A 24,889-nucleotide genomic window follows, 5' to 3' on the forward strand; every position below is an offset into this window, starting at 1 on the left:
TCCTCTGTTTGCCCCGATATCCTGCATAGCTAAGATGAAGGTAACACCGCTTCAGGTGAAATAACTTTAATCAAAGGGGTAGTGACAGATGAGGAAGAAAGTAGTCCTGTTATTATGCTCCCTATTGCTGATGCTTACCGCAGCAGGGTGCGGATCAAACAACAATGCAAACAGCACAGCCAACAGCGCTTCGGGCAACGTTGGAGGAGCAAGCGAGGAAAAGAAGGAAACTGTTGAGGTGACGATGGCCTATTGGGCCAATGCATCCGAGCAAAAAAACTTTGAGTTCATGGTGGACGGCCTTGAAAAAGAATATCCCAACATTAAAGTTAAGATGCAAATGTATCCAACCAGTGATGAATTTTGGAAAGCGGTTCCATCTGCAATTGCCGCAGGGGTAGGTCCTGATATCATCGCCATGTCTGATGAAGGAAACTATGAATATATCAAAAAAGGCGTTCTGGCTCCACTGGATGAACTGATAGACCAAGTCGGGTTCGAGAAAGACCGGATTACCGGCTCACTGTACAAAGGCTGGACGGACGACAATAAACTGTATGGCATTCCTTACGATTCTTCTACTTCCATGTTGGCCATTAACAAAGCGATGTTTGATAAATCGGGAATCACAAAACATCCGGAAACGATGGATGAGGTGGTCGAGTTAGCAAAAGCCATGACTTCCGAGGATGTTAAGGGGATTATCGGCAGCATTGATCCCTTCCATATCACACAATATGTCCATGCCTTCGGTGGAGACTGGGGTTTTGGCAAAACTATTAATTCAAAAGAAAACGTGGCCGGGGTTCAATTTTTTGTAGACTTGTTCCTGAAAAATCAGGTTGCGATTGCTCCGATTGAAGTAGGGGCTCCTTGGGATGGTGAGGTATTCAGTCAAGAAAAAGGCGCGATGTCTACGGCAGGCCCATGGTATGTCGGTCACTTGAAAGAAGCCAATCCGGGTATGGAAATGATTGCGTTGCCCATGCCTAAAGGCACGGTAGAAGCGCAAAGCGCTTATTCTCATGGCTTGTCCATCTTAGCGGGCAGTAAGCATAAAGAAGAGGCGATGTCGGTCATTAAATATGCGCTTAGGGATGAGGCACAAATTAACGCGATCGATGTAGTTGGGTACTCACCAGCTGTGTCTGCATTGCTTCCGAAATATTTGGAGCAAAATCCGGAGTTGAAACCGGTATTTGACAACATGGAAAAATCGGGTATGCCGTTTGCTTATCCAGAACAAACCAAAGCATTCCATGCCGCACTGTTGAAAGGTGTAGAGGAGATCATCTTTAAGAAAGACGGATTGACGGTGGAACAACTTCTGAGTGAGCTGCAAACCACATACGGAGAAAATTAATTTTCTGGGCTGGACTTTGGCAGAGCCGAAGTCCAGCTATATTTTAACAATCGAAAAGGAGGAAAGAAGGACGATGAAAAAAACGTTTACCAAATTAACATCGATGGTTATGTTAATGTGTTTGGTAGTCACGTCGATGGGCCCGTTTCAATCCGCTCATGCTTCACAGGCATTGAAGGTTACTGAGGGTCAGGTTCAGGGTGAGTATGCGCTTGATCTATCCAAGGTAGGTAATGTGGACTGGTTGCATCTTAAAGGAGACAATCAGCAAAATGTCATTCAAATAAAAAAAGCGGGTGGCAGCTCAGTCACTTTTGACGTATATGGAGATACGGGAACCGAAGGGAAGATCGACCGGGGCGGAGATGGCAATTACTTGTCTTACTCCTGGACAGATGGCATGACTGGATACGAGCAAGGCGACAAAGACACCGGGTTTGGTATCTTTTTTCCAAGCTTAAGCCGGAATCCGGGTGACTTCAACAATGTAGGCTGGAACTTTACGGTAGCACCGCAGCCACAGGAGTCAACGGTCGTATTCGCAATAGGGTTATGGCAAGCCGATGCGGATATCCACATTTATGGCGACGATGTTTTGTTCGATACACGAAAAATTGGTGCGGGCGGTACCTCGCAGATCTATAAATATCAGATCTCGATACCTGCCAATGTAAGCTTGAAAGTGGAAGGGAGAATGACAAAGGCAAGAATAAGAGACGGGAACATGACGTTTTCCGGTTTGGCCTTAAGCAGTGCTGACGTTGTCGATAAAATCGCATTGCACAATGAATATAGAAATGTAAAGGATATGACCCAGGGACTGTTCTCGGAGGCTTCGTGGCAATCCTTCGTAACAGCAAGGGAAGAGGCTAAGGTAATTCTTGATCAGCTTGATGCAACACAGCAGGAAGTCGATAACGCTCTCCAAACGTTGATAGCCGCACAGGCTGCTCTTGTAAAGAGAGACACCAATATTATGATTGACTTCATGGGAAGCGGATCGAAAGAATTTACTTTCGGCGCTAAGGGCGACCAGCAAGACAGATACCAGACGTTTACTGCTAAAGAAAACTTTGAAATGGAATTTGTACAGGTTGTTGTAAATAAAGCAAATGAGCCAGTCAGTGATATGCTGGTTAAGTTGTATGCGACGGATAGCCAAGGCCTGCCGACAGGGGCGGCATTGACCGAAACGTCCATGGCACAGAATAAGGTGGTGAGCGGCGCAATAACGACGATACCGCTCCAGTATCAGCTCGTTCAAAATACGCGGTATGCGGTTGTTTTATCACAGCAAATTCTTGGTTCTGGTGAATACCGCTGGCAGGTCATGAACAAAAGCTTCGAATCGCAAAACGAGTTTTTTGGCAAAACGGTGACCGGAACCTTCAAGTCTGAAGCGGGCCTTGGCACGGGAATGCTGCGGGTTGTTGAGAAGAGTAATGTGGATCGCAGCAATCTGTTATCACTCATGAATGAAGTTGAACAGTATAACAACAAGCTATTCAATAGAGTGAGTTGGTCCCAAGTTGAGGTAGCCTTGACACAAGCCGAGGATGTTATGAATGATATGGATGTTAAACAGGACACCCTCAATTTGGCATTCAATCAGTTAGGCTCGGCTATCAGCAATTTGGTGCTGAACGTTGGGCTGGATGAAGTTGCGGAACAGATTATCTCTATTAGAGATGCAGTTGTGACCGGTTATACGGCGAATTCGGTGGCTGCATTGAATACGGCCATTCAAGAAGCGATGGCCCTTGCTGCAGGTGCTTCGGAACAAGAGCGGATCATGGCTTATTCAAAAGTGTTAAACTCACTTGAATCTTTGCGTGGAGAAGGCAAATATCAATATGAAGTTCATCCGAACATGACAGCTGCATTTGGATATGAGGGAGACAAAAATGCTTCGCTGGCTTTTCTTGATGGTTCGTATCAAATCGGAGGATATCGTCATTATCAGCATGGACCTGTAGCTCCGAAACAGATGGTTACTTTTGGTGTGACGGATACTTCGGATATCAAGTGGTACAATGCAGAAGGTTACCTACCGGCGTTCATCAATGAATTTACTAAGCATGAGATGGAAAATAAAATGGAGTCCTTCGCCAATAAACATACTGTTGAAGGAAAAGGTTATGTGATCAACTATTCCAGAATGACCGTCACGAATCATTCCCGGGAGACCAGATTGCTGCCTGTCGTATCGAGCAATTTGATTCCTATAAATGAGGCGGCCAATCAAGTGTATACGATAGCTCCTGGTGAAACCGTGACTCGCGATTATGCGATAGAAAGTGATAAATATGAATATTTTGACGAAGGTAAAACGGTCTTTACTTCTTTAACCAGAGAGCAAGTAGCTGCACAAGGTAATTTTGACGACAACTACAATGATATGAAGTTGTACTGGGATAATAGGCTTTCATTTATTGTTGACCTTGACCTGCCTAACAAAGAACTGGTTAATGCCTATAAGGCGGGCTATATCTACACCTTGATTATTAAAGATGATACCTATCTGCATGTTGGGGAGAACGGGTATGCAAGACTATTTTCCCACGACACCATCGGAATCCTGGTTCAATTAATTGAAAGCGGAGATTTTGCTTATGCTGAGGATTATTTGAACAGTATCCCTTTGACTGGTGGAATCAATATCGAGACCGGTGAAGTGGATCCAGACCAGTATTGGGATGCCAACTGGAAGCTTCCTTGGGCGTATGCCGTATATTTAAGCAAAACGGGCGATGCATCCATTTTTGATAAAATGATGACAGGAAATGACGGTTTGCAAGGAACTGTATTTGACAAGAGAATCAAGATCGGAGCAAGAAGTATTGAATCCGATCGCATGGGCGACAGTGGAATTATGAAAAAGACCTATGCCATCGATGATGAAGGATTTTGGACGATTGACAATTATTCCGCTCTGATGGGGCTGGTATCCTATGAGTACATTACCCGTGAGCTTTATCGGATCAAAGGGGATGCTGGTTACCTGGCAGAAGCAGATTGGGCCGAGGCTCAACATGCCGATTTGCTGGCGAAATTCACGGAGAAATTGCAAAAGACAATTACCGATAACGGCCTCAATTATATACCGGCATCTGTCGTGGAAAGTAACGACAAGAACCGGATGAGAGATTCCAGAGACGGTAACTGGGCTTCTATGTATCTGTTCGGAAGATGGCTGTGGGACGGGTATCGTTATGGTGCCGATCAGCCAGAGGATAATATCAACTTGACGATGATGGATGATACTTATACGTATGGTATCGACAGACGAACCAGGGAGAACACGACGGATTCGCCATATAACTTTGGCGGTTATCCGCATGGTTTCTATTCCAGCGCTTACAATGCCGGTTACGGTAGCTCCGCGCTTCGCGGCGAAGAGTATAGAGATATGGGAATCAAAGCATACGAATTCATGATCGAGAAGAGCATGAGTGGACCGTTCAGTTGGTGGGAAGGTATTGCCTATCCTAACGCATCCAGTCCGTGGGTGGCTACGAATGAGCAGCTCGGGCTCCAAAATACGCCTGGAGGCGGTGGATCAGCCCAGCATATGTGGGGGCAGGCGGTCAACTCCAAGGTGTTGATAGACTCATTAATTGCTGAGAGAATTTATGATCAGAATCAGAAATACGAGATTATCATCGGCCGTGGAATCCCTAAGGAATGGGTTCAGAACGCGGCATTAAATAATAATGTAGTGGCTGATGTCCAGAATTATCCAGCCTTCCAAGGTGGCAGAGTAGGCTACAAAATTGAAAAGCAAGCTAACAAGCTTGTTGTTACATTAACAAGCCATTTGGAGCAGGCGAAAGTGGGTAAAGATAACGCCAGCTTCAGCATCCAGCTGCCTAGCATGGTGAACAATATCCTGAAAGTTTCCGATGGTGTCGTTGATCAGGGGAAAGGGATCGTTACAGTTCCGCTAAACACGGATTCGGTTACGATCGTATTAGCTGATCTGCCTGCTCCTACAGATATTGAGCTGGATAAGGAGGCGCTGGAGATCGGTTTTGCTGCGGGAGATTCGGAAACGCTCGTAACCCGTAACGTAAATTTACCAACTGTCGGGGTACATGGAAGTGTGATTACTTGGTCTTCCAGCGAACCGGGTATTATTTCTGAGACGGGCATAGTTAAACGCCCTTCTACAACTACCCAAGTGACTTTGACGGCTACTCTAGAAAAAGATGGGGTACAAGTGCAGAAGGCTTTCGTTCTGACGGTCCCAATGGTATCGGTCAGCCAACCTGTTTGGCCGGCAGGTAGTCAATTAATGGCAAGCCGAATTACTCAAAACAGTGTTGTCCTGAACTGGACGCCTGCAGAGAGTCAAACCGATCTTATATATTACAAGATAACTTGGGGAACTCAATCCATGCTAGTGAACGGAAATAGGCTTTCTGTTGAACTTAATGGGCTTCATGCAGACACTACCTATACCTTCCGCGTTGAAGCGGAAGATAAGGATGGGTTATGGAGCAATGACGGACCGGTGGTCACCGTGAAGACAAAGGCTGACGGAAATTCCGGGAATCCTGGAAATAGCGGTAGCGGCAACAGCAGCAATAACGGTAATAACGGCAATGGTAACAACAGTAACGGAAATAGTAACAGCGGCAACAATGGAAGTAATAATAACGGCAATATAGGAACTACAACTAAGCCGAAGTTTACGGATATTGCAAACCATTGGGCAAGTGAAGCTATTGCATCAGCGGTGGAATTAGGAATGATCAAAGGCTACGAAGACGGGACCCTCCGTCCGAATGGCGCGGTGACGCGCAGCGAATTAATGGTTATGCTGGGACGCATGCTTGGCCTTCAGCAGGAGGACGCAGCTCTTTCATTTAAGGATGCGGCTGATATTCCAGCATGGGCGAATCCATATATTGTAAGCGTGGTCAAATCTGGATTTGCGAACGGGTACGAAGATGGTACTTTCCGTCCTGGCGGAAAAATAACCCGTATGGAGTTAATGGCCATAGTCGCACGCGCCTTGAATTTGAAAGCCGAAACAAATATTTCTCTCTCTTTCACGGATTCGAATCAAGTTCCTTCATGGGGAGCGGCTTATGTTGCGGCTCTGTATGAAGTTGGCCTGATTGAAGGTAAAGATAATAACCGTTTAGCTCCAAACGACCAAGTAACGCGGGCGGAAGCAGTAACTCTGCTTCTCAGAATGGATAATTATCAAGCTGGGAATTAATCACTTGGCTGCTGATTCTTGGAGGATACCTAATTAATTCAGCTATGAATTGACTGCTCGAGAAGAGGGTTGCGTTAACTGCAACACCTCTTCTTTCTTTTCGCTTCTATTATTATACCGCCTGAGGAGAAACGACATAATTATGTATGATGACTCTGTTCGTGGAATTGTGAAATAGACAGTGATATAATAAACAGGATTTGTGGAACACTCGAGAATGAGCGAAAGCCCGCAAGTGAACAATGAGCTTATACCGGAGGGATTTTACATGGGAAAATTGGTGATATGTGATCACCCATTGATTCAACACAAACTGACTTTTATTCGCGACATGCGAACCAACACGAAGGACTTTCGTGAGCTAGTGGATGAAGTAGCAACCTTGATGGCATATGAGATTACAAGGGAAATTCCGCTTGAATCCATTAAAGTGCAGACGCCGGTTGCTGAAGCCGAATCGAAGGTGATTTCCGGGCGTATGCTGGGTCTGATTCCGATTCTGCGGGCGGGATTGGGAATGCTTGATGGCGTCCTCAAGCTGCTTCCTGCGGCAAAGGTTGGCCATGTTGGATTGTTCCGCGATCCGGAGACGCTTCAGCCGGTGGAATACTACATTAAGCTTCCGACCGATGTGCAGGAACGTGAGTTGATCGTGATCGATCCAATGCTGGCTACAGGGGGGTCTGCGATCGCTGCAATTACGGCATTAAAGAACCGTGGCTGTACCCAGATCAAGATGATGAATCTGATCGCTGCTCCTGAGGGAGTGAAGGCGGTACACGACGTTCATCCGGACGTGGATATTTATGTTGCGGCACTGGATGATCATTTGAATGAACACGGATATATCATTCCTGGTCTTGGCGATGCGGGGGACCGCTTGTATGGAACCAAGTAACAGACAGATAAGCTGATTAAAGGAGGGGATCATGTTGTCCAAGATTAAGGTGATGACGATCTTCGGTGTTCGCCCTGAAGCGATTAAGATGGCTCCGTTGATTCTTGAGCTGCAGAAGCATCCGGAGCATATTGAATCTGTGGTATGCGTTACTGCGCAGCACCGCGAGATGCTGGATCAGGTGCTTGAAGTGTTCAAGCTGGTGCCGGATTATGATCTGGATGTCATGAAGCCGAATCAGACCTTGAATGAGATTACCCTGCGGGTGCTTGAAGGCTTGGAGAAGGTACTGCGTGAAGCCAAGCCGGATATTGTGCTTGTGCACGGAGATACATTGACTACATTTCTCGCAAGCTACGCAGCCTTCCTGCAGCAAATCAAGGTCGGCCATGTAGAGGCGGGCTTGCGCACCTGGAATAAAATGTCCCCTTATCCCGAAGAGATGAACCGACAATTGACCGGGATTCTTGCGGATATCCATTTTGCGCCGACAGATTGGTCTGCAGGGAATTTGAGAAGAGAGAATAAGCAGGAGTCAAGTATTTTTATCACAGGCAATACAGTTACAGATGTGTTTCAATATACTGTAAAGCCGAATTATAGCAATTCTGTGTTAGAATGGGCCGCGGGTAAGCGACTTATTCTCATGACAGCACACCGGCGGGAGTCGCAGGGAGAGCCGCATATGAATATTTTCCGTGCCGTTAAGCGGATTGCGGATGAATTTGATGATGTGGCCATTTGCTATCCTGTTCATCTAAGCCCTGCTGTCAGAGAGCCGGCTTATGAAACCTTGGGCAGTCATCCCCGTATTAAATTGATTGAGCCTTTAGATGTGGTGGATTTGCACAATTTTTATCCGCATACTCACCTCATTCTTACGGATTCCGGCGGTTTACAAGAAGAAGCGCCGTCTTTTGGCGTTCCCGTGCTGGTGCTTCGTGACACAACGGAACGGCCGGAGGGGATCGAAGCGGGGACACTGGAGCTCGTGGGCACAGATGAGGAGATGGTTTATGATCGGACTAAGGCGTTGCTTGAAGACAATGAGTTGTATAATTCTATGAGTCGGGCCGCTAACCCGTACGGTGATGGAAAGGCTTCCGAGAGAATTGTCAATGCGCTTTTTCACCATTTCGGAATTATAAACGAACGTCCGGAAAGTTTTCACAGAAAGTTCACAAATTAATAAGAACAATAAATTGTGTTTCAGTCCCGCTTAGCATACAGTTATACTGTACGGTTTAGCGCTTTCTTCGTTTTATTGCAAGGAGATTTCCAACATGAGTCTTCATTGACAAAAAGTCGTCACATTCAGTAAAATAAGTTGGGATTGCATGAAATGAGAAAATCTGATAAGGAAGTTCAACCCTGGGTGATTGCCTCTTACATAAGTGGGGCTGGTATACTTCTAGTAATCTACATTATGTCGGGTTTTTGGGTCTCAAAATGGATAGTGGCACACTTTGAAGTGTCAAGGGCTTGGATTGCTGTTGGGACAAGCGCCGGATTAGTCTTTGGCGTGGTTAATATTATTGTTCTAATTTACAGGTTGATGGGGGACCGTAATGGATGAATTGAGTTCCATCGTCACGGCCGTAACCCGCGTGACATTGCTGATATTATCGGCCATGCTGATCGGGTGGGCCTTTCTCCCGATGTATAGGCTGATTTTTGGCGGCCTCATCTTGGGTCTTACCTTTGGTTTGGTGTATGTCCGTTTCCTGTCTGCAAAGGTGCGAGGCTTGGTGAATCTTGTCGTCAGCGAGCAGCAGAAGCGATACAGTTTCGGATTTCTTACTAGAGTGTGCCTGGTACTGGTAGCGGTAATGTTTGCGGTGCGATTCGAGCATTTCTCGATTGTGTCTACAATTATAGGGTTGTTTACGCCGCTTATACTAACCTTGCCTGCAGGAATAGTAATCGGACTCCGCAACAAGTCTTGATAGCTGAAGAGAGGAAAGGGGTGAATATTGACATATGCATGACGCGCCCATTATTAAACTTGGCGGATTCAATCTGGATCTCTCCGCAGTTTTGATGTTATTTGTAAGTGGAGCCATTGTGTTTCTGCTATGCGTAATAGCAACAAGAAGATTGTCTGTAGAAAATCCAGGAAAGCTTCAGAATTTCATGGAATGGGTTGTGGAATTTGTTCAAGGAATCATTGGAAGCACAATGGATATGAAAAAAGGGAAACCATACGTATCTCTTGGATTAACGTTGATTTTATTCATATTAGTGTCTAACCTGCTCGGTCTGCCGATGGGGATTATTACAGAAGCTCATCAGCCTGAGACAATTTTCGGACATATAATTGAAGCAACGAGAACGCTGGGGCATGGAGATCATGCTGAAATTCTCTGGTGGAAGTCTCCGACGGCTGATGTTTCTGTTACAGCTGGACTTGCACTCGTTGTGTTTATCCTGATGAACTTCCTTGGGTTAAAGAATAACCGCAAGCATTACCTTAAACACTACGTTGAGCCTTTTCCTATTTTGCTTCCGCTAAACATCATTGAAAATCTGGCGAAGCCAATTGCACTTGCGATCCGGCTGTACGCCAACATTTTTGCCGGTGAAGTGCTAATTACTGTAATTTTGAAGTTAGGTTTTGCTGGGATACCTTTTATGGCGGCATGGCAGGGCTTTAGTATTTTTGTAGGTGCCTTGCAGGCATACATCTTTACGATTCTAACGATGGTCTATATCGGACAGATGACGATTCACGAAGAAGGCGAGAGTCATTGATAACACTCAAGAAGCGGCCATTGTATGGTCAATCTTCAAGAGGTCTATTATATCAAAAATAATGAAGAACATACCTTAAGGAGGAAATTAGAATGACATTTATGGCAGCAGCTTTGGCAGTAGGTTTGGGTGCGCTTGGCGCGGCAATTGGTAACGGTATGATTGTAAAGAGTACAGTTGAATCTATCGCACGTCAGCCGGAAGCGGCAAGCAAGCTTCAAACCACGATGTTTGTCGGCGTAGGTATCGTCGAAGTCGTTCCGTTGGCAGCAACAGTTATTGCGTTCCTGATTATGTTCTCTTAATAAATTCGAATTTTGTTTGGCGGGGAGGGCCGATGCCATCCGCGCCTTCGTTTTTAAAGTTATAGAATGATCATGATCGAATGGAATCGCAGTCATTCTATGTATAAGGAATGCAATGTTGCAGCTATCGGAAAGGAGTGACATCGGTGACTATCCTGTGGGAGAATATTTTAATTACCATTCTTGCATTTGGGGTTTTATACTGGCTGCTGAATAAGTTCGCTTTCGGCAAATTGTTTGCAGTAATGGAGAAACGCCGTGAGCTGGTGCAGAATCAGTTGGAAGAAGCGAAGCAGACCAGAGAACAGGCTACAGTGTATGTTGAAGAACAGAAGGAAGCTCTGAAGCAGGCTCGCCAAGATGCCTTTGAAATCATCGAGCTGGCAAAGTCGAATAGCAGTAAGCAAGCACATGATTTGCTCGATCAAGCTAAGCAGGATGCTACAAGGCTTAAAGAAGAAGCAGTACGGGATATTGAGAGTGAAAGAACGAAAGCCGTCGAAGCCCTCCGTGGCGAGATTGGCGCATTCTCGGTAAACATTGCTTCCAAGCTGATTGAACGCGAGGTTGAGAGCAATCCAGCCGAGCAAGAGAAGCTGATTGGGCAATATCTTAAAGAAGTAGGTAGCAGATCATGAGTCGGGAGACGGTAGTTGCCGGAAGATATGCGAAGGCGCTATATGAAATTGCCGACCAGGATCAACGCACGCTCGAAATGGAGCAAGAGCTTCAGGCTCTTGTGCATATCTTGCATGAGGATCTTGAAATTGAGCAATTCATCCTTAGTCCGAAGATCTCTTCGAAAGTTAAATGGGATGTCATTCGCAGTGGACTGGAAGGCAGATTGTCCCAGACAGTCATTTCGCTCGCCAAATTGCTCATTGACCGTGGCAGAATTGAGATTTTGCCGGAGCTATTGTTCAGCTATACCAAGATCGCCGGAGAGAAGCTGGGGCAAGTGAATGCACTTGTAACCAGTGTCTATCCGCTTAGTGAGCAAGAGCAGGCGACGGTGGCTTCCGAATTTGGACAATTGGTTAATAAGAAGGTTCGAATTCAAAACATCGTCGATAAAAGCCTGCTTGGCGGCATCAAGGTAAGAATTGGCGATACGCTGTATGATGGAAGTTTGTCCGGCAAGCTTGAACGGCTTGAAAAGTCTTTTCGAAGACAAGCACTGTAGATAGGGGTGAAACACTTGAGTATCAAACCTGAAGAGATCAGTACACTGATTAAAAGTCAGATCGAACAGTATAAATCCGAAATTGAAGTGGCCGAAGTCGGCACCGTTATCCACGTTGGTGACGGGATTGCCCGTGTCCACGGACTTGAAAACGCCATGGCAAACGAGCTTCTTGAGTTTGATAATGGCGTGTTTGGCCTTGCGTTGAACCTGGAAGAAAGTAATGTAGGTGTCGTTATCTTGGGCCCATACAGCGGAATCCGTGAAGGTGACCAAGTGAAACGTACGGGGCAAATTATGCAGGTTCCCGTAGGTGAAGCCCTGCTCGGCCGCGTTGTTAATCCATTGGGTCAACCGGTGGATGGCAAAGGCCCGATTGCAACAACTGAATTCCGTCCTGTAGAGAATAATGCTCCTGGCGTTATCGAACGTAAATCGGTTCATGAGCCGATGCAGACCGGGATCAAAGCGATTGACTCGATGGTTCCGATTGGCCGCGGCCAACGCGAGCTCATTATCGGTGACCGTCAAACCGGTAAAACTGCAATTGCAATCGATACAATCATCAACCAAAAAGGCAATGGCGTAAAATGTATTTATGTCGCAATCGGACAAAAACAATCCACCGTTGTTAACGTAGTAGAGACATTGCGTCGTCATGGCGCGCTCGATTACACGATTGTCGTGACGGCTGCCGCATCGGAGCCTTCGCCGCTCTTGTACATCGCTCCTTACGCCGGCGTAGCTATGGCCGAATACTTTATGTATAAAGGCGAGCATGTCCTCATCATTTATGATGACTTGACCAAGCAAGCTGCTGCATATCGGGAATTGTCCCTGCTGCTCCGTCGTCCTCCGGGCCGTGAAGCATACCCGGGCGACGTATTCTATCTGCATTCCCGTTTGCTGGAACGTGCAGCGAAGCTTAGTGATGAATTGGGCGGCGGCTCGATCACCGCGCTTCCATTTATCGAAACCCAGGCTTCGGACGTCTCGGCCTATATCCCAACGAACGTAATCTCGATCACGGACGGACAAATCTTCCTGGAGTCCGATCTCTTCTATTCCGGTCAACGTCCGGCGGTCAACGTCGGTATTTCCGTATCCCGGGTAGGCGGCTCCGCTCAGATTAAGGCAATGAAGAAGGTTGCCGGTACGCTCCGTCTTGATCTTGCCCAATATCGTGAGCTTCAAGCGTTCTCTCAATTCGGTTCCGACCTCGATAAGTCGACGCAAGCCCGTCTGACCCGCGGCTCCCGGATGATGGAAATCCTGAAGCAAGGCGTCAACCAGCCGCTGGCTGTCGAAGAGCAGGTTGTGAGCTTGTACACGGCAGTTAAGGGCTATCTTGATGATATCGCGCTGAAAGACGTGCGCCGTTTTGAAGCCGAGTTCCTCACCTTCGTGAAGAATCAACATGATGAAGTTCTCCAATCGATCCGTGATACCAAGGATTTGACTGCGGATAATGAAGCGAAGCTGAAGGAAGTTATTGAAAAATTCAAAAAAGGCTTTGCAGCCTCTGTATAATACAGGCTTAACCGGCTCTGGCTCTTGTGCCGGAGGCCGGTTTACAGCCGTATTCAGTTTTCTATGTTCTAATGCTTTCGAAGTAACTTTGGCTCGCCAAAGTTAGGCTTATGCTTACGAAGTAGTTTTGGCCCTGCCAAAACTTGAAGGTGGTGAAATCATGGCAAAAGGGATCCGCGAAATAAAACGCCAAATCAAGAGTGTACAGAACACCCGGCAGATCACAAAAGCGATGGAGATGGTTGCTTCAGCCAAGCTGAGAAAAGCGCAAGAGAAAGCGCAGGCCTCCCGTCCTTACAAAGAGAAGCTGAAGGAAGTGGTGTCGAGCATTGCGTCAGGAAGCAGTGAGATTTCCCATCCGATGCTGGTATCGCGTCCGGTGAAGCGCACGGCGTATATCGTCATTACATCCGATGGCGGATTGGTGGGCGGATACAATGCCAACTTGCTCCGCACAGTCATGGATACAATCAAGGAGAAGCATGCTTCCGCCGAGGAGTACGGGCTGTTCGTGATCGGGCGCAAGGGCCGGGACTATCTGAACCGGCGCAACCAACCGGTTGTGCAGGCCGTCACCGACTTATCAGATTCTCCGAAATTTTCCGATATTAAGTCCTTGGCGTATAACGCTGTACAGGGATTTGAGATCGGTGAATATGACGAGGTGTTCATCTGCTACAGCAAATTCATTAACGCTATTTCGCAAAAACCGACGGTCGACCGTCTGCTTCCTTTTGACAAAGTTGAGTCTGAGGGTGCGACAGCGGAATACGAATACGAACCATCGCCGGAACGCGTATTAGAGATGCTGCTGCCGAAATATGCCGAGACGCTGATCTTTAGTGCTTTGCTGGAAGGTAAAGCAAGTGAGCTTGGCGCGAAAATGACCGCAATGGGCAGCGCAACGAAAAATGCATCGGAAATGATCAATCAACTCACTCTGACATTTAACCGGGCGCGTCAAGCGGCTATTACCCAGGAAATCACGGAAATTGTCGCAGGCGCAAACGCACAGAGCTGAGGATGAAAGTTTGCGGAGGTGCAGGACCGGCGAAGTTCGATTCGCTAATGTACCAGCATGATTGAAATGTCCGCAAAACTATTAGGAGGGAACATTAGATGAACAAGGGACGCGTTGTTAGCGTAATGGGTCCGGTTGTTGACGTGGAATTTGACCGTGGTCAATTGCCGGAAATTTTCAACGCCATTAGAATTGTGAAGCAGAACGCGCAGGATGACTCGGGCGACCTGATTTTGGAAGCGTCCAATCATCTTGGCGATAACCTCGTCCGCTGTATTGCTATGTCCTCTACAGACGGACTTGTACGCGGGACTGAGGCGGAGGATCTTGGTGCTCCAATCTCTGTTCCTGTAGGTGAAGTTACACTGAGCCGCGTATTTAACGTGCTTGGTGAGGCAATCGACAATAAGGGACAAGTGGAAGGCGCGCTCCGTAATCCGATTCACCGTGAGCCTCCTAAATTTGAAGATCTGTCCACTCAGGCAGAAATTCTTGAGACGGGGATTAAGGTTATTGACTTGCTGGCCCCTTATGCCAAGGGCGGTAAAATCGGTCTCTTCGGCGGTGCCGGTGTAGGTAAAACCGTAACGATTCAGGAATTGATTCATAACATTGCCCAAGAACATGGCGGTATCTCCGTATTCGCCGGGGTAGGCGAGCGTACCCGTGAGGGGAACGACTTGTACATGGAAATGACTGAATCCGGCGTTATTGCCAAGACGGCAATGGTGTTCGGGCAGATGAACGAGCCTCCGGGTGCGCGTCTTCGCGTTGCCCTGACGGGTCTGACGATGGCGGAATATTTCCGTGATCAAGAAGGCCGTGACGTGCTTCTGTTTATCGACAACATTTTCCGCTTTACCCAAGCTGGTTCCGAGGTTTCCGCTTTGCTCGGCCGGATGCCTTCCGCGGTAGGTTATCAGCCTACGCTGGCAACGGAAATGGGCCAACTTCAGGAACGGATCACATCCACCAAGAAGGGGTCGGTTACTTCCATCCAGGCCATCTACGTGCCTGCCGATGACTATACTGACCCGGCGCCTGCAACCACATTTGCTCACTTGGATGCAACCACAAACCTGGAGCGTAAAATTTCCGAGAAGGGGATTTTCCCTGCGGTGGATCCGTTGGCATCCAGCTCCCGGATTTTGACGCCGGAAATTGTGGGCGAGGAGCATTACAATGTAGCTCAAGGCGTTAAGCAACTTCTGGCCCGCTATAAAGAGCTCCAGGATATTATCGCGATTCTCGGTATGGATGAATTGTCTGAAGACGACAAGATTCTCGTGGCCCGTGCCCGGAAGATTGAACGCTTCCTGTCGCAACCGTTCAACGTTGCGGAACAGTTCACCGGAATCAAGGGTAAATATGTACCGATTTCTGAAACGGTTCGCAGCTTCAAGGAAATTCTGGACGGCAAGCACGACAACCTTCCGGAAGCGGCCTTCCTCTTCGTAGGCACCATTGAAGAAGCTGTTGAAAAGGCGAAATCGCTGTAAGTAGACGGATGCTTCAGTAATGAACGTCCCACGAACAGGAGGGATGAAGATGAGCACCTTTTTATTGGAAATTGTTACGCCTGAGCATGTCGTGTTCTCTGAGCAGGTGAGCAGCCTGAGCGTACGCGGCATCGAGGGGGAGCTCGGCATCCTGCCGGGACATATTCCATTTGTAACGCCTTTGCAGGTTGCGCCGATCACGATCCGGATGGAAGGGAAAACCTTGGCGGTGGCTGTTCATGGCGGATTTGTCGAGGTTCAGGGCAACAAGGTGATCGTGCTTGCAGAAAGCGCTGAAATGCCGCAGGAAATCGACATTGATCGAGCTCTTGCTGCACGTGAACGCGCAGAACGCAGACTCAATGCAGGGGCACGTGATCGTATTGATCATCGCCGTGCAGAGCTTTCGCTGCAAAGAGCCATTACACGGATCAACGTATCAAGCCGTTCAAAGGAATAGTGCGACAACCATGCCTTTGAATCGGCAGGAATCCTTCAAAAGCCGGACGCCTTCATCGGTGTCCGGTTTTTTGTATTTTCTCAGGCAGGAATCACCAAGCTTCATAACGAACATATTAAGAACGATCTTGATGCATCCTTTAGAAGTGATTATTTCCACTTTATTACCTTTCCGAGTAGTTCCAAAGCATCAACATATGCAATAGTTGAAATTGGAAGCCTTTGCAAGTGAAAGAAACACTGGATTATTATCACGTTGCCAAGTATGATATATAAGGTCTATATTTTACCTGCAATAATTCCGATATATTTTAAATGCGTTATATTAACCGATTGGGTGTCAGCGGCATAGATATAACGTGACAGGGAGGAAATTCATGTGAGTCCGGTCGATGCTGTTCCTGCGTCTGTTGGGGTGAGCGGTCTTACAGCTATACTCGTATCGCTGGTATGCGTGGCAATCGCCTGGTGGTCGCTTCAGGGCTTGAAGCTGGATCTTGTAATCCGGCATCCCAAAGGACCGCAAGGAAAGCTGCTTCAATTACTGCTGGCGGTAGCGCTGGGGCGCTTTGTGGCCTCCTTTGTTCTGGATTACCTTGGATATACGCAGATGCTGCGGTATCTGTTTTAATGGATGGCTGTTTGGTTAAAGGTGGTGTAGACCACTTGCACGGACGAGGGAAATGTCGAATAACATCAAAGCATTGTGTCAACAATGGTGTTAAAGGAACATTAGTACGATGAACAAATCCTGGGCTCGAAGCAACGAATATTTCCTCGGAAATTGTTGCTTTTGGACAGGTGCAGAGCCTTGTGCGCCTCAAATGACCGATGTTATGATGGAGTTTAAGGGGAAATGGTGAAAATGAACGCGCGGAGGGAACCAAGATGAGCAAATTTATCGTCCGCGGTGGCAATGTTTTGGCCGGGAACGTAAAAGTGAGCGGAGCAAAAAATTCAGTGCTGCCAATTATTGCAGCTTCCTTGCTGGGAGAAGAAGGCGTTAGTATCATTCGTGATGCTCCTCCCCTGGATGATGTAATGACCATTAATAAAGTATTAGAATCGCTGGGGGCAGATGTTACATATGATCGGGAAGTGATTACGGTCAATGCACAGACGATCTCCTCATGCGAAGCGCCGTATGAATGGGTACGGAAAATGCGGGCGTCATTTCTTGTCATGGGCCCCTTGTTAACCCGGATGGGGTATACACGGATTTCGCTGCCTGGAGGCTGTGCTATTGGTACAAGACCAATTGATCAGCATCTTAAAGGCTTTGAAGCAATGGGTGCAGAGATTACATTGGGGCAGGGTTTTATCGAAGCGCGGTCACATGGACGTCTGCGTGGAGCGAAGATTTATCTGGATGTAGCTAGTGTAGGCGCAACCGAGAATATTATGATGGCAGCTTCCCTGGCGGAAGGCACGACTGTCATTGAAAATGCGGCAAAAGAGCCGGAAATTGTCGATTTAGCCAATTATTTGAACGGAATGGGAGCCATCGTCCGCGGAGCCGGTACAGGTATCATTCGGATTGAAGGCGTAGATAAGCTCCATGGAGTGGAGCATACGGTTATTCCGGATCGGATTGAAGCAGGAACATTTATGATCGCTGCGGCCATGACCAAAGGAAATGTATTTGTAGAAGGCGCGATTGCGGATCATTTGGGTCCGGTCATTGCCAAGCTGGAAGAGATGGGCGTAGAGGTTGAGGTGCAGGAGAATGGTGTCCGGGTTATCGCCGACAAGCCGCTTAAAGCTGTGGACGTTAAGACGCTTCCTTATCCAGGCTTCCCAACGGATATGCAATCTCAAATGATGGCGTTGCTTCTGGCGTCGGAAGGCACCAGTGTTGTTACGGAGACGGTATTTGAGAACCGCTTTATGCATGTCGATCAGTTCCGGCTGATGAATGCAGGTATCAAGGTGGAAGGCCGCAGTGCTATTGTCACAGGCGGATCCAAGCTGAGCGGGGCCAAGGTATGCGCAACCGATTTGCGCGCAGGCGCAGCGTTGATTATTGCCGGCCTTGCTGCTAACGGAACAACGGAAGTAAGCGGGACACATCATATTGATCGTGGATATGTTCATTTGGCGGAGAAGCTCTCCGGGCTAGGTGCAGACATTTGGCGCATCGGTGAGGAGAAAGAGCCTGCTGCTGAAGCAGCTAAAGCTCCGGCAAAGCGTCAGGATGAAATCCCGGTGCTTAAAATCCAGCCGACTTGGGCTTAACCAATCACAACGTCATTCATTCCTATCGAAATCACAAGCCATGCCTTAAAAGGTATGGCTTTTTTTGCGCTTTTTGAACTGCCTCTTTGAAGGAGCCTGCTGCATTAAATGGTATGTTCCGGCCGGAGCAGGTATGTATACTGCTTGCCGGAAAATGTGACAGACTTGTAGAGTCTCAAGGATCTCCCGGCGGAAACCCACTTCGGGTTCTATCAGATTGGTAAAACTCATATCTATAAGTATAGTGCGCATTAGATATAACGCATCGAAACAATAGGATAAGACCGTTTCGTTCGCAAGGTCAATCTGGCCGCAGCACGAATGGGGATGGAGGGAAATCCAGACATGAAGGATGCAAGCGAAACCTACTCGCAGAGCCGTAATGATCGGAGAATTACCGTAAAAATTGGGGCGGCCAACGGATATGCCAAAGAAATCGGGCAGAAGGACGGACGAGGGCAGGCGTCATCAAGTAGGCATGAACAGGGACGGATCGCTGCTGGGAATTCTTTATTAAGAGGAAATCAAGCCTTTGGTGAGAGGCGCGACTACCAGCAGGGACAGGGAGGACAGAGGAGACCTGAACCTGCGCAAATGGGCCGCGGGGGCACCGCCCGCGTGCCGGTGGCCGCGCGCCGCCGCGGCCCAAGCGGCCCGGCTGCGTTGCTGGCCGGGCTTGCAGCGCTCGCGGCGCTGGCGCTGCTGTTGCCTGCGCTGCTGGCAAGCCGCGCAGGCGAAACCCCGGCGCCGCCCGACCAGGGCTCGGCGGCGGTCCAGGCGCCAATGCGGCCCGGCTCCGCAGCAGGGGCCGCATTGGCGCAGCAGCCCGAGGCGTCCGCTCCCGGCGGAGCGCCGGACGCCCCGGGCGTTGCCGCCGCTGCCGGTACGGCGGCAACGGAGCCCACGGTGCGCGTGTACCTTAAGCGCACTGGGCTGATCGAGACGCTGCCGCTGGAGCAGTACGTCACCGGCGTGCTGGCGGCCGAGATGCCGGCCGACTTTGAGCTGGCCGCACTTAAGGCCCAGGCGATCGCGGCCCGCACCTTCATCGTCCGCAGACTCGCCGCCCAAGATACAAGCGGCGTGCCGGGCGGCAAGGCCGATGTGCTGGATACTGTCGATCATCAGGCCTATTTGTCTACCAAGACGCTTGGAAAATGGGAGAAGCAAGGAAAGTCCGCAGAGCTGGCGAAGCTGAAACGGGCCGTATCGGAGACAAGAGGAATTGTAATGACTTATCAGGGAAAGCCGATTACGGCAGCCTTCTTCTCGGCAAGCGGGGGATATACCGAGAACTCGGAGGAATACTGGTCTTTAAAGATCCCTTATCTTAGAAGTGTACCCAGTCCATGGGATGCACAGGTGAACTCGAATAATCAGGAGACGCTTACCGTCTCCGTAGATGAAATATATCGGAAGCTGGGACAGGCTCCGCCTGCCAAGACGGCATCCTCACAGACAAGCTCAGGCTCATTGAAAGCCTCCTCCTCGGGGAAGGCATCTGCCACACAATTGACAATCCTGTCCCATACTACCGGAGGTCGTGTGAAGGAAATTAAAGTAGGAGAGCAACGCTATTCCGGCAGAGAGTTTCGGGAGAAGCTAGGCTTGCGGTCCAGTCAGTTCACGATCAAGCTGGATGGAGCTGATGCACAGATTACGACTTACGGCTATGGGCACGGCGTGGGGATGAGCCAATGGGGAGCAAACGGCATGGCCAAGCAAGGGTACACCACGACACAAATTCTCAGACACTACTATACGGGAATCGTATTTCAGCAGGCGGACGCACTGCTTGAATAGACTAGCAGCCAAGTTTGAGTAGTCTTTCATGCCTATGAAAAAAAATATGATAGCGAAGTATAAAAGCGAAAGCCGCGGTAACACTGGTTACTGAGGTGATGAGCTAATGAATGAACAAAACAACAAAAAGAAGCCCCATGAGGAATCTCCTAAAATTGCAATGGGAGAGCCGGTAGTTCAGGTATCCGCATGGAAAAAACTATTGTCCAAGAGATGGGTCTACCCGGCAGCGTACATGGCAGCAGCGGCAATTATACTAACCTTAGTGTGGGTCTATCAAGATGCCAGCCAAAAGCCGCTGGATTCCACACCTGCCAGTGTAAGTGAGAACGGAGTCGTCGGTACCCAGGATTTGATGGCCGAAGATAACGTTAACGAGGGTCTTGGTGAAGATCCGACAGCCCAAACGGTGGCTGTTGCCGAGGATTTGGCTTGGCCGGTAGCCAACATGGCTGATGTATCGGTAGTGAAGCCGTTCTATGACAGTGAAGGCAGCGCGGAGGATCATGAAGCGGCGCTAGTCCAGTACAATGATACCTTTATTGCGAATACAGGGATCGATCTGGCGCGCAGCGACAATGAATCCTTTGAAGTTACCGCCGCTATGGGCGGCAAGGTAACCCGGGTGGAGGAAGTGCCGCTTTACGGCCTGGTGGTGGAGATTACCCATGCCAATAACCTGAAGACGGTATACGAAAGTCTCGCGGATGTGACGGTAAAGCAGGACGATGATGTGAAGCAAGGGACGGTCATCGGTACAGCAGGCCGCAATGAAATCGAGCAGGAGCTCGGCAACCATGTTCATTTCGCGGTGTACGAAAATGATGAATTGGTTAACCCAAGCAGTGTGCTGCCAAAGAATCAATAATTCGGACGTTGAACCGCAAGCGGAGAGATTTTTCTCTCCGCTTTTTTTTGTGCTTGCAGAGAACCTGTCCTCCCTTGTTAATCCCCCTTTTTAAAATTATTTGTCCTCACCCAAGCTTGTCAGGCTTGGAAACAAAGAATATATAAGGACGCCCCTCATATAATGTACCAAACTATCTCGAGTAGGGAGGCGGGAGCGTGCACGATTACATCAAGGAACGGACGATTAAGATTGGCCGCTGCATTGTGGAGACTCGGCATACGGTTCGGACTATAGCCAAGGAATTTGGCGTATCAAAAAGCACGGTGCACAAGGATTTAACCGAGCGGCTGCCGGAGATTAATCCGGAACTCGCAGATCAGGTCAAGCACATTCTCGAATACCATAAGTCGATCAGACATTTGCGGGGAGGGGAAGCAACGAAGATCAAATATAAGAAAAAGGGGCACTCCAAGCGGGAAGTGGTTAGTTCCGCAAGATAATGGGTAATAAATTAGTTTGGGCTTAAGGAATGTAATTGAACACCTCCCCCAAAGTATGGTATTTTAAAATATGGTAAAACATTGTGAATTTCTACCCCAAATCCTCACTTTTTGCAGGATTTCCGCCAAGTTCGTCGAATATTGGCAAACGGGTTATTAACACATTGACCATTTACGGTTCTTAAAATACGTTTTGGGGGAGCACGGAATGATGAGCAAGGATATTGGTATTGACTTAGGCACAGCGAATGTGCTGATTCATGTCAAGGGAAAAGGGGTCGTCCTCGACGAACCGTCAGTAGTTGCGATCGACAGCGATGCCAAGCGAGTGCTTGCTGTCGGTGAAGAAGCCCGCAAGATGGTTGGACGCACGCCAGGTAACATCATTGCGATTCGCCCATTAAGGGATGGCGTTATAGCTGACTTTGAAATTACGGAGACGATGCTCAGATATTTTATCGACCGGATTGGCGGTAGAAGCTGGTATAGTCATCCGCGTATTTTGATCTGCGCACCGACGAACATCACTTCTGTAGAGCAGAAAGCAATCCGTGAAGCGGCTGAGCATAGCGGGGCGAAGGAAGTTTATATGGAAGAAGAACCGAAAGCGGCTGCAATAGGCGCAGGTATGGACATTTATGAACCTAGCGGAAACATGGTTATCGACATCGGCGGAGGAACGACGGATGTGGCGGTGCTCTCGATGGGAGACATCGTCACGGCTTCGTCCATCAAAATCGCCGGGGACAAGTTCGATAGTGCCATTATTAGATATATTAAATCGAAGTACAAGCTCTTGATCGGAGAGCGTACCGCAGAAGATATCAAGATCAATATCGGTACGGTACACCCTTCAGGACGGAGAGCAGAGATGGATATTCGCGGACGGGACATGGTCTCTGGTCTTCCGTTGACGATCACGATCTCTTCAACCGAGGTTCAGGAAGCTTTATCTGATCCGGTATCCTCTATCGTGGCAGCAGCTAAATCGGTACTGGAACGCACGCCGCCAGAGCTCTCTGCGGATATTATTGACCGCGGGGTTATCCTGACGGGCGGGGGCGCGCTCCTTAATGGACTGGACGAGCTGCTTGTTGAAGAACTGCGCGTTCCGGTGCTGATCGCTGAAGATCCGATGCACTGTGTAGTAAAGGGTACCGGCATCATGTTGGACAACCTCGACCGGATCATTAAGAAAAAATTCTGATTTACCGATATATAATAGAAGAAATTATCAAGAGAACGTTTGGAGGCTAGACTATGCTAAGAGGGCTCTACACGGCGGCATCGGGCATGATTACCCAACAGCGCCGTCACGATACTGTGACGCAGAACATCGCCAATATCAATACTGCCGGTTATAAACAGGTGAATTCAGTGACGCATTCTTTTCCGGATGTCCTGATTTCGCTGATGGGTGATAAGGAAACGGGCGGTCAAAAGACGATTGGCAGATTGACGACAGGCGTATTCGCTGAAGAGAGCATGTCCTCTTTTATGCAGGGAGATTTGAAGGAGACTAATAATTCTTCGGACTTCGGACTTGTGTCCAGTCTTGGCCTGATTGATCCGGCAACCGATCAGCCGATCCCGTTCGATGCATCCGGGAAATATGTGACGGAGGGCGGAGCGGTTATTTATCGGCCGGAAGTGTTTTTTACAGTGCAGGATGCTAATGGAGAGACTCGCTATACCCGGGATGGCGGCTTTAGAGTGAGCGCAGCCGGCGATCTGCTCACCGATCAAGGACAACGGGTTCTTGATACAGACGGCAATCCGATTGTATTGCCGGCAGGCATAACGATTGATCAAGTGCAGAGCGACAGTCTCGGCAATCTATATTATGATGAAGATGGAGTTCAGACTGATTTGGCTACCATCGGTGTTGTTGTAGTCAACAATCCGCATCAACTGGTACGGGAAGGCAACGGCGTATTCCGGGTTGATAACGTACAGGCTGCTGATATTCGGGCACTGGAAGCGGATGATAACGCATCGGTTCGTCAAGGATATCTGGAATCCTCGAATGTGGATACCGCCCAGGCTATGGTTGATCTGATGGCGGCACAGCGGGCGTATGAGTCTAATCAGAAATTAATTCAGTACTATGACAAGAGTCTTGAAAAGGCCGTTAATGAAATCGGCCGTATCTAATCTATTCCACCGGGAGGTGTGACAATATGAACAATTCGATGATTAGTGCTATGGTCTCGATGAGCGGCATTCAAAAACGCCTTGATTTGCTTGCCGAGAATATTGCAAATATGGACACGGTCGGGTATAAGCGGAAGGAAGCCAGCTTCGAGGATACGCTGACACGGGTCAAGTCGCAGACCTCTACCATGCAGCTGCCCGGACGGGCTACACCGAACGGATTTGAGTTGGGCTTCGGCTCCAGAGTAACCGGAATTTCCAATAACTTTACCCAAGGCTCCATTAAGGAGACAAATAAACCTACAGACTTTGCCATCGAGGGAAATGCGTTGTTCGCCGTGCTGGTTGCTACCGGGGGTGGAGCAAGTGAAAGGGCCTTTACCCGGGCTGGAGATTTTCATTTGCAGCCGGATCCTGTGGACGCAGAGAATACCTATCTCGTGAACAATCAGGGACATTTTGTGTTGAATGAAGAAGGAGACCCGATTACAGTTCCGGCCGGAGCAGAGCTGAAGATTGACGGACAAGGCAACATTATTACCGTATCGGGTGATGAAATCACGGAGGCTGGGCGAATTCAACTGCTCACTCCGATCCGTCAAGAGGCGCTGACATCGGTGGATGGCAATCTGTTCACACTGGTTGCCGGTGCGGTGGAAGCGGATGTTCTTGTGGATACGGCTACACTTCCGACTAATCAGCAGGCTCAGGTTAGACAAGGGGCACTCGAGGCTTCAAATGTAAATATGGTCGATGAAATGGCAGAGATGCTGCAGGTGCAGCGTGCCTATCAGCTTGCGGCTCGTGCTCTTACGTCCAGTGAGACAATGGCGGGACTGGCGAATAACTTGCGCGGATAGGTGGGGAACCATGAACGAACAGACCGAGGAGAATAATGAACCGGCTCCCAAGCGCAAACGGTCGGGATGGTGGACGCTGCTCAAGGTGGTGTTGATTCTGCTGTTCCTGGTGTTGGCGCTGGTGGGTGGAACATATGCCGGATATGTAGTGCTGGGCAAGCAGGATCCAGGAGATATGCTTAAGTGGGAGACATGGCGGCATGTGTATGATCTGGTGTTTGCGCCTTAACTGAAGGATAATGAGTATATGC

Annotated in this window: 22 protein-coding genes; all 22 read left to right on the forward strand. The window is 48.6% G+C overall.

From position 1 onward, the window contains the following. The first annotated feature begins 130 nt into the window (after positions 1-130). The 22 genes from KQJ23_RS03570 (at position 131) to KQJ23_RS03675 (ending at position 24,867) form a co-directional block, all read left to right on the forward strand. A complete protein-coding gene (locus tag KQJ23_RS03570; RefSeq protein WP_249529493.1) occupies positions 131-1,363 on the forward strand; it encodes an ABC transporter substrate-binding protein in 1,233 nt (410 codons plus the stop codon). Between the two features lie 73 nt (positions 1,364-1,436). Then, entirely contained in the window at positions 1,437-6,590 is a 5,154-nt protein-coding gene (locus KQJ23_RS03575; RefSeq protein WP_216477296.1) for an S-layer homology domain-containing protein, read from the forward strand. Between the two features lie 268 nt (positions 6,591-6,858). After that, positions 6,859-7,488: a uracil phosphoribosyltransferase gene (upp, locus tag KQJ23_RS03580; RefSeq protein WP_216477297.1), complete on the forward strand. Its 630-nt coding sequence runs from the start codon at positions 6,859-6,861 to the stop codon at positions 7,486-7,488. Positions 7,489-7,522: 34 nt separating this feature from the next. Further along, on the forward strand, positions 7,523-8,677 hold the full coding sequence (gene wecB / locus KQJ23_RS03585; RefSeq protein WP_283571147.1) for a non-hydrolyzing UDP-N-acetylglucosamine 2-epimerase: 1,155 nt from the start codon (positions 7,523-7,525) through the stop codon (positions 8,675-8,677). 379 nt (positions 8,678-9,056) lie between these two features. Beyond that, positions 9,057-9,434, forward strand: coding sequence for an ATP synthase subunit I (locus KQJ23_RS03590; RefSeq protein WP_216477299.1), 378 nt, complete (start codon positions 9,057-9,059; stop codon positions 9,432-9,434). A 34-nt stretch (positions 9,435-9,468) separates the two neighbouring features. Then, a complete protein-coding gene (gene atpB, locus KQJ23_RS03595) occupies positions 9,469-10,239 on the forward strand; it encodes a F0F1 ATP synthase subunit A (protein WP_216477300.1) in 771 nt (256 codons plus the stop codon). 92 nt (positions 10,240-10,331) lie between these two features. After that, positions 10,332-10,544, forward strand: a complete 213-nt coding sequence (gene atpE / locus KQJ23_RS03600; RefSeq protein WP_044481062.1) for a F0F1 ATP synthase subunit C — start codon at positions 10,332-10,334, stop codon at positions 10,542-10,544. A gap of 146 nt (positions 10,545-10,690) precedes the next feature. After that, positions 10,691-11,182 (forward strand): F0F1 ATP synthase subunit B, encoded by a 492-nt coding sequence (atpF, locus tag KQJ23_RS03605; protein ID WP_216477301.1) that lies wholly within the window; start codon positions 10,691-10,693, stop codon positions 11,180-11,182. Continuing rightward, the gene (locus KQJ23_RS03610; RefSeq protein ID WP_216477302.1) at positions 11,179-11,727 is read left to right on the forward strand and encodes a F0F1 ATP synthase subunit delta; all 549 of its coding nucleotides are present in this window, start codon (positions 11,179-11,181) and stop codon (positions 11,725-11,727) included. The genes atpF and KQJ23_RS03610 overlap by 4 nt, the downstream gene beginning before the upstream one ends. A 15-nt stretch (positions 11,728-11,742) precedes the next feature. After that, on the forward strand, positions 11,743-13,257 hold the full coding sequence (gene atpA / locus KQJ23_RS03615; protein ID WP_216477303.1) for a F0F1 ATP synthase subunit alpha: 1,515 nt from the start codon (positions 11,743-11,745) through the stop codon (positions 13,255-13,257). Between the two features lie 160 nt (positions 13,258-13,417). Then, positions 13,418-14,278 (forward strand): ATP synthase F1 subunit gamma, encoded by an 861-nt coding sequence (atpG, locus tag KQJ23_RS03620; protein WP_216477304.1) that lies wholly within the window; start codon positions 13,418-13,420, stop codon positions 14,276-14,278. Between the two features lie 98 nt (positions 14,279-14,376). Next, positions 14,377-15,777: a F0F1 ATP synthase subunit beta gene (atpD, locus tag KQJ23_RS03625; protein WP_212937705.1), complete on the forward strand. Its 1,401-nt coding sequence runs from the start codon at positions 14,377-14,379 to the stop codon at positions 15,775-15,777. 49 nt (positions 15,778-15,826) lie between these two features. Next, positions 15,827-16,237 (forward strand): F0F1 ATP synthase subunit epsilon, encoded by a 411-nt coding sequence (locus KQJ23_RS03630; protein ID WP_216477305.1) that lies wholly within the window; start codon positions 15,827-15,829, stop codon positions 16,235-16,237. A gap of 378 nt (positions 16,238-16,615) precedes the next feature. Further along, positions 16,616-16,867: a DUF1146 family protein gene (locus KQJ23_RS03635; RefSeq protein ID WP_212937703.1), complete on the forward strand. Its 252-nt coding sequence runs from the start codon at positions 16,616-16,618 to the stop codon at positions 16,865-16,867. Between the two features lie 257 nt (positions 16,868-17,124). Next, complete coding sequence (gene murA, locus KQJ23_RS03640; protein WP_216477306.1) at positions 17,125-18,471, forward strand: UDP-N-acetylglucosamine 1-carboxyvinyltransferase; 1,347 nt, start codon at positions 17,125-17,127, stop codon at positions 18,469-18,471. A 345-nt stretch (positions 18,472-18,816) separates the two neighbouring features. Beyond that, positions 18,817-20,274 carry a stage II sporulation protein D gene (spoIID, locus tag KQJ23_RS03645; RefSeq protein ID WP_249529475.1) on the forward strand — a complete coding sequence of 486 codons (1,458 nt, stop codon included), beginning with the start codon at positions 18,817-18,819 and terminating at the stop codon, positions 20,272-20,274. Between the two features lie 106 nt (positions 20,275-20,380). Then, positions 20,381-21,142: a M23 family metallopeptidase gene (locus KQJ23_RS03650; RefSeq protein WP_216477307.1), complete on the forward strand. Its 762-nt coding sequence runs from the start codon at positions 20,381-20,383 to the stop codon at positions 21,140-21,142. Between the two features lie 197 nt (positions 21,143-21,339). Then, the gene (gene spoIIID / locus KQJ23_RS03655) at positions 21,340-21,624 is read left to right on the forward strand and encodes a sporulation transcriptional regulator SpoIIID (protein ID WP_044481050.1); all 285 of its coding nucleotides are present in this window, start codon (positions 21,340-21,342) and stop codon (positions 21,622-21,624) included. A 208-nt stretch (positions 21,625-21,832) separates the two neighbouring features. Continuing rightward, positions 21,833-22,831 (forward strand): rod shape-determining protein, encoded by a 999-nt coding sequence (mreB, locus tag KQJ23_RS03660; RefSeq protein ID WP_216477308.1) that lies wholly within the window; start codon positions 21,833-21,835, stop codon positions 22,829-22,831. A gap of 53 nt (positions 22,832-22,884) precedes the next feature. Next, entirely contained in the window at positions 22,885-23,778 is an 894-nt protein-coding gene (locus tag KQJ23_RS03665) for a flagellar hook-basal body protein (RefSeq protein WP_216477309.1), read from the forward strand. A 26-nt stretch (positions 23,779-23,804) separates the two neighbouring features. Further along, positions 23,805-24,638, forward strand: a complete 834-nt coding sequence (locus KQJ23_RS03670; RefSeq protein ID WP_216477310.1) for a flagellar hook-basal body protein — start codon at positions 23,805-23,807, stop codon at positions 24,636-24,638. A 10-nt stretch (positions 24,639-24,648) separates the two neighbouring features. Continuing rightward, positions 24,649-24,867 (forward strand): DNA-directed RNA polymerase subunit beta, encoded by a 219-nt coding sequence (locus tag KQJ23_RS03675; RefSeq protein ID WP_216477311.1) that lies wholly within the window; start codon positions 24,649-24,651, stop codon positions 24,865-24,867. Positions 24,868-24,889 lie beyond the last annotated feature (22 nt).

The sequence above is a fragment of the Paenibacillus brevis genome, assembly GCF_018919145.1.
Taxonomy (GTDB): domain Bacteria; phylum Bacillota; class Bacilli; order Paenibacillales; family Paenibacillaceae; genus Fontibacillus; species Fontibacillus brevis.

What these genes read in the sequence shown, in the direction of transcription:
- atpG (WP_216477304.1), top strand. Translation starts at nt 13,418, where the DNA reads ATGGCAAAAGGGATCCGCGAAATAAAACGCCAAATCAAGAGTGTACAG.
- KQJ23_RS03575 (WP_216477296.1), top strand. Translation starts at nt 1,437, where the DNA reads ATGAAAAAAACGTTTACCAAATTAACATCGATGGTTATGTTAATGTGT.
- KQJ23_RS03665 (WP_216477309.1), top strand. Translation starts at nt 22,885, where the DNA reads ATGCTAAGAGGGCTCTACACGGCGGCATCGGGCATGATTACCCAACAG.
- mreB (WP_216477308.1), top strand. Translation starts at nt 21,833, where the DNA reads ATGATGAGCAAGGATATTGGTATTGACTTAGGCACAGCGAATGTGCTG.
- atpD (WP_212937705.1), top strand. Translation starts at nt 14,377, where the DNA reads ATGAACAAGGGACGCGTTGTTAGCGTAATGGGTCCGGTTGTTGACGTG.
- KQJ23_RS03650 (WP_216477307.1), top strand. Translation starts at nt 20,381, where the DNA reads ATGAATGAACAAAACAACAAAAAGAAGCCCCATGAGGAATCTCCTAAA.
- spoIID (WP_249529475.1), top strand. Translation starts at nt 18,817, where the DNA reads ATGAAGGATGCAAGCGAAACCTACTCGCAGAGCCGTAATGATCGGAGA.
- KQJ23_RS03675 (WP_216477311.1), top strand. Translation starts at nt 24,649, where the DNA reads ATGAACGAACAGACCGAGGAGAATAATGAACCGGCTCCCAAGCGCAAA.
- KQJ23_RS03610 (WP_216477302.1), top strand. Translation starts at nt 11,179, where the DNA reads ATGAGTCGGGAGACGGTAGTTGCCGGAAGATATGCGAAGGCGCTATAT.
- KQJ23_RS03630 (WP_216477305.1), top strand. Translation starts at nt 15,827, where the DNA reads ATGAGCACCTTTTTATTGGAAATTGTTACGCCTGAGCATGTCGTGTTC.
- atpB (WP_216477300.1), top strand. Translation starts at nt 9,469, where the DNA reads ATGCATGACGCGCCCATTATTAAACTTGGCGGATTCAATCTGGATCTC.
- atpE (WP_044481062.1), top strand. Translation starts at nt 10,332, where the DNA reads ATGACATTTATGGCAGCAGCTTTGGCAGTAGGTTTGGGTGCGCTTGGC.
- KQJ23_RS03570 (WP_249529493.1), top strand. Translation starts at nt 131, where the DNA reads ATGCTTACCGCAGCAGGGTGCGGATCAAACAACAATGCAAACAGCACA.
- KQJ23_RS03590 (WP_216477299.1), top strand. Translation starts at nt 9,057, where the DNA reads ATGGATGAATTGAGTTCCATCGTCACGGCCGTAACCCGCGTGACATTG.
- KQJ23_RS03670 (WP_216477310.1), top strand. Translation starts at nt 23,805, where the DNA reads ATGAACAATTCGATGATTAGTGCTATGGTCTCGATGAGCGGCATTCAA.
- murA (WP_216477306.1), top strand. Translation starts at nt 17,125, where the DNA reads ATGAGCAAATTTATCGTCCGCGGTGGCAATGTTTTGGCCGGGAACGTA.
- upp (WP_216477297.1), top strand. Translation starts at nt 6,859, where the DNA reads ATGGGAAAATTGGTGATATGTGATCACCCATTGATTCAACACAAACTG.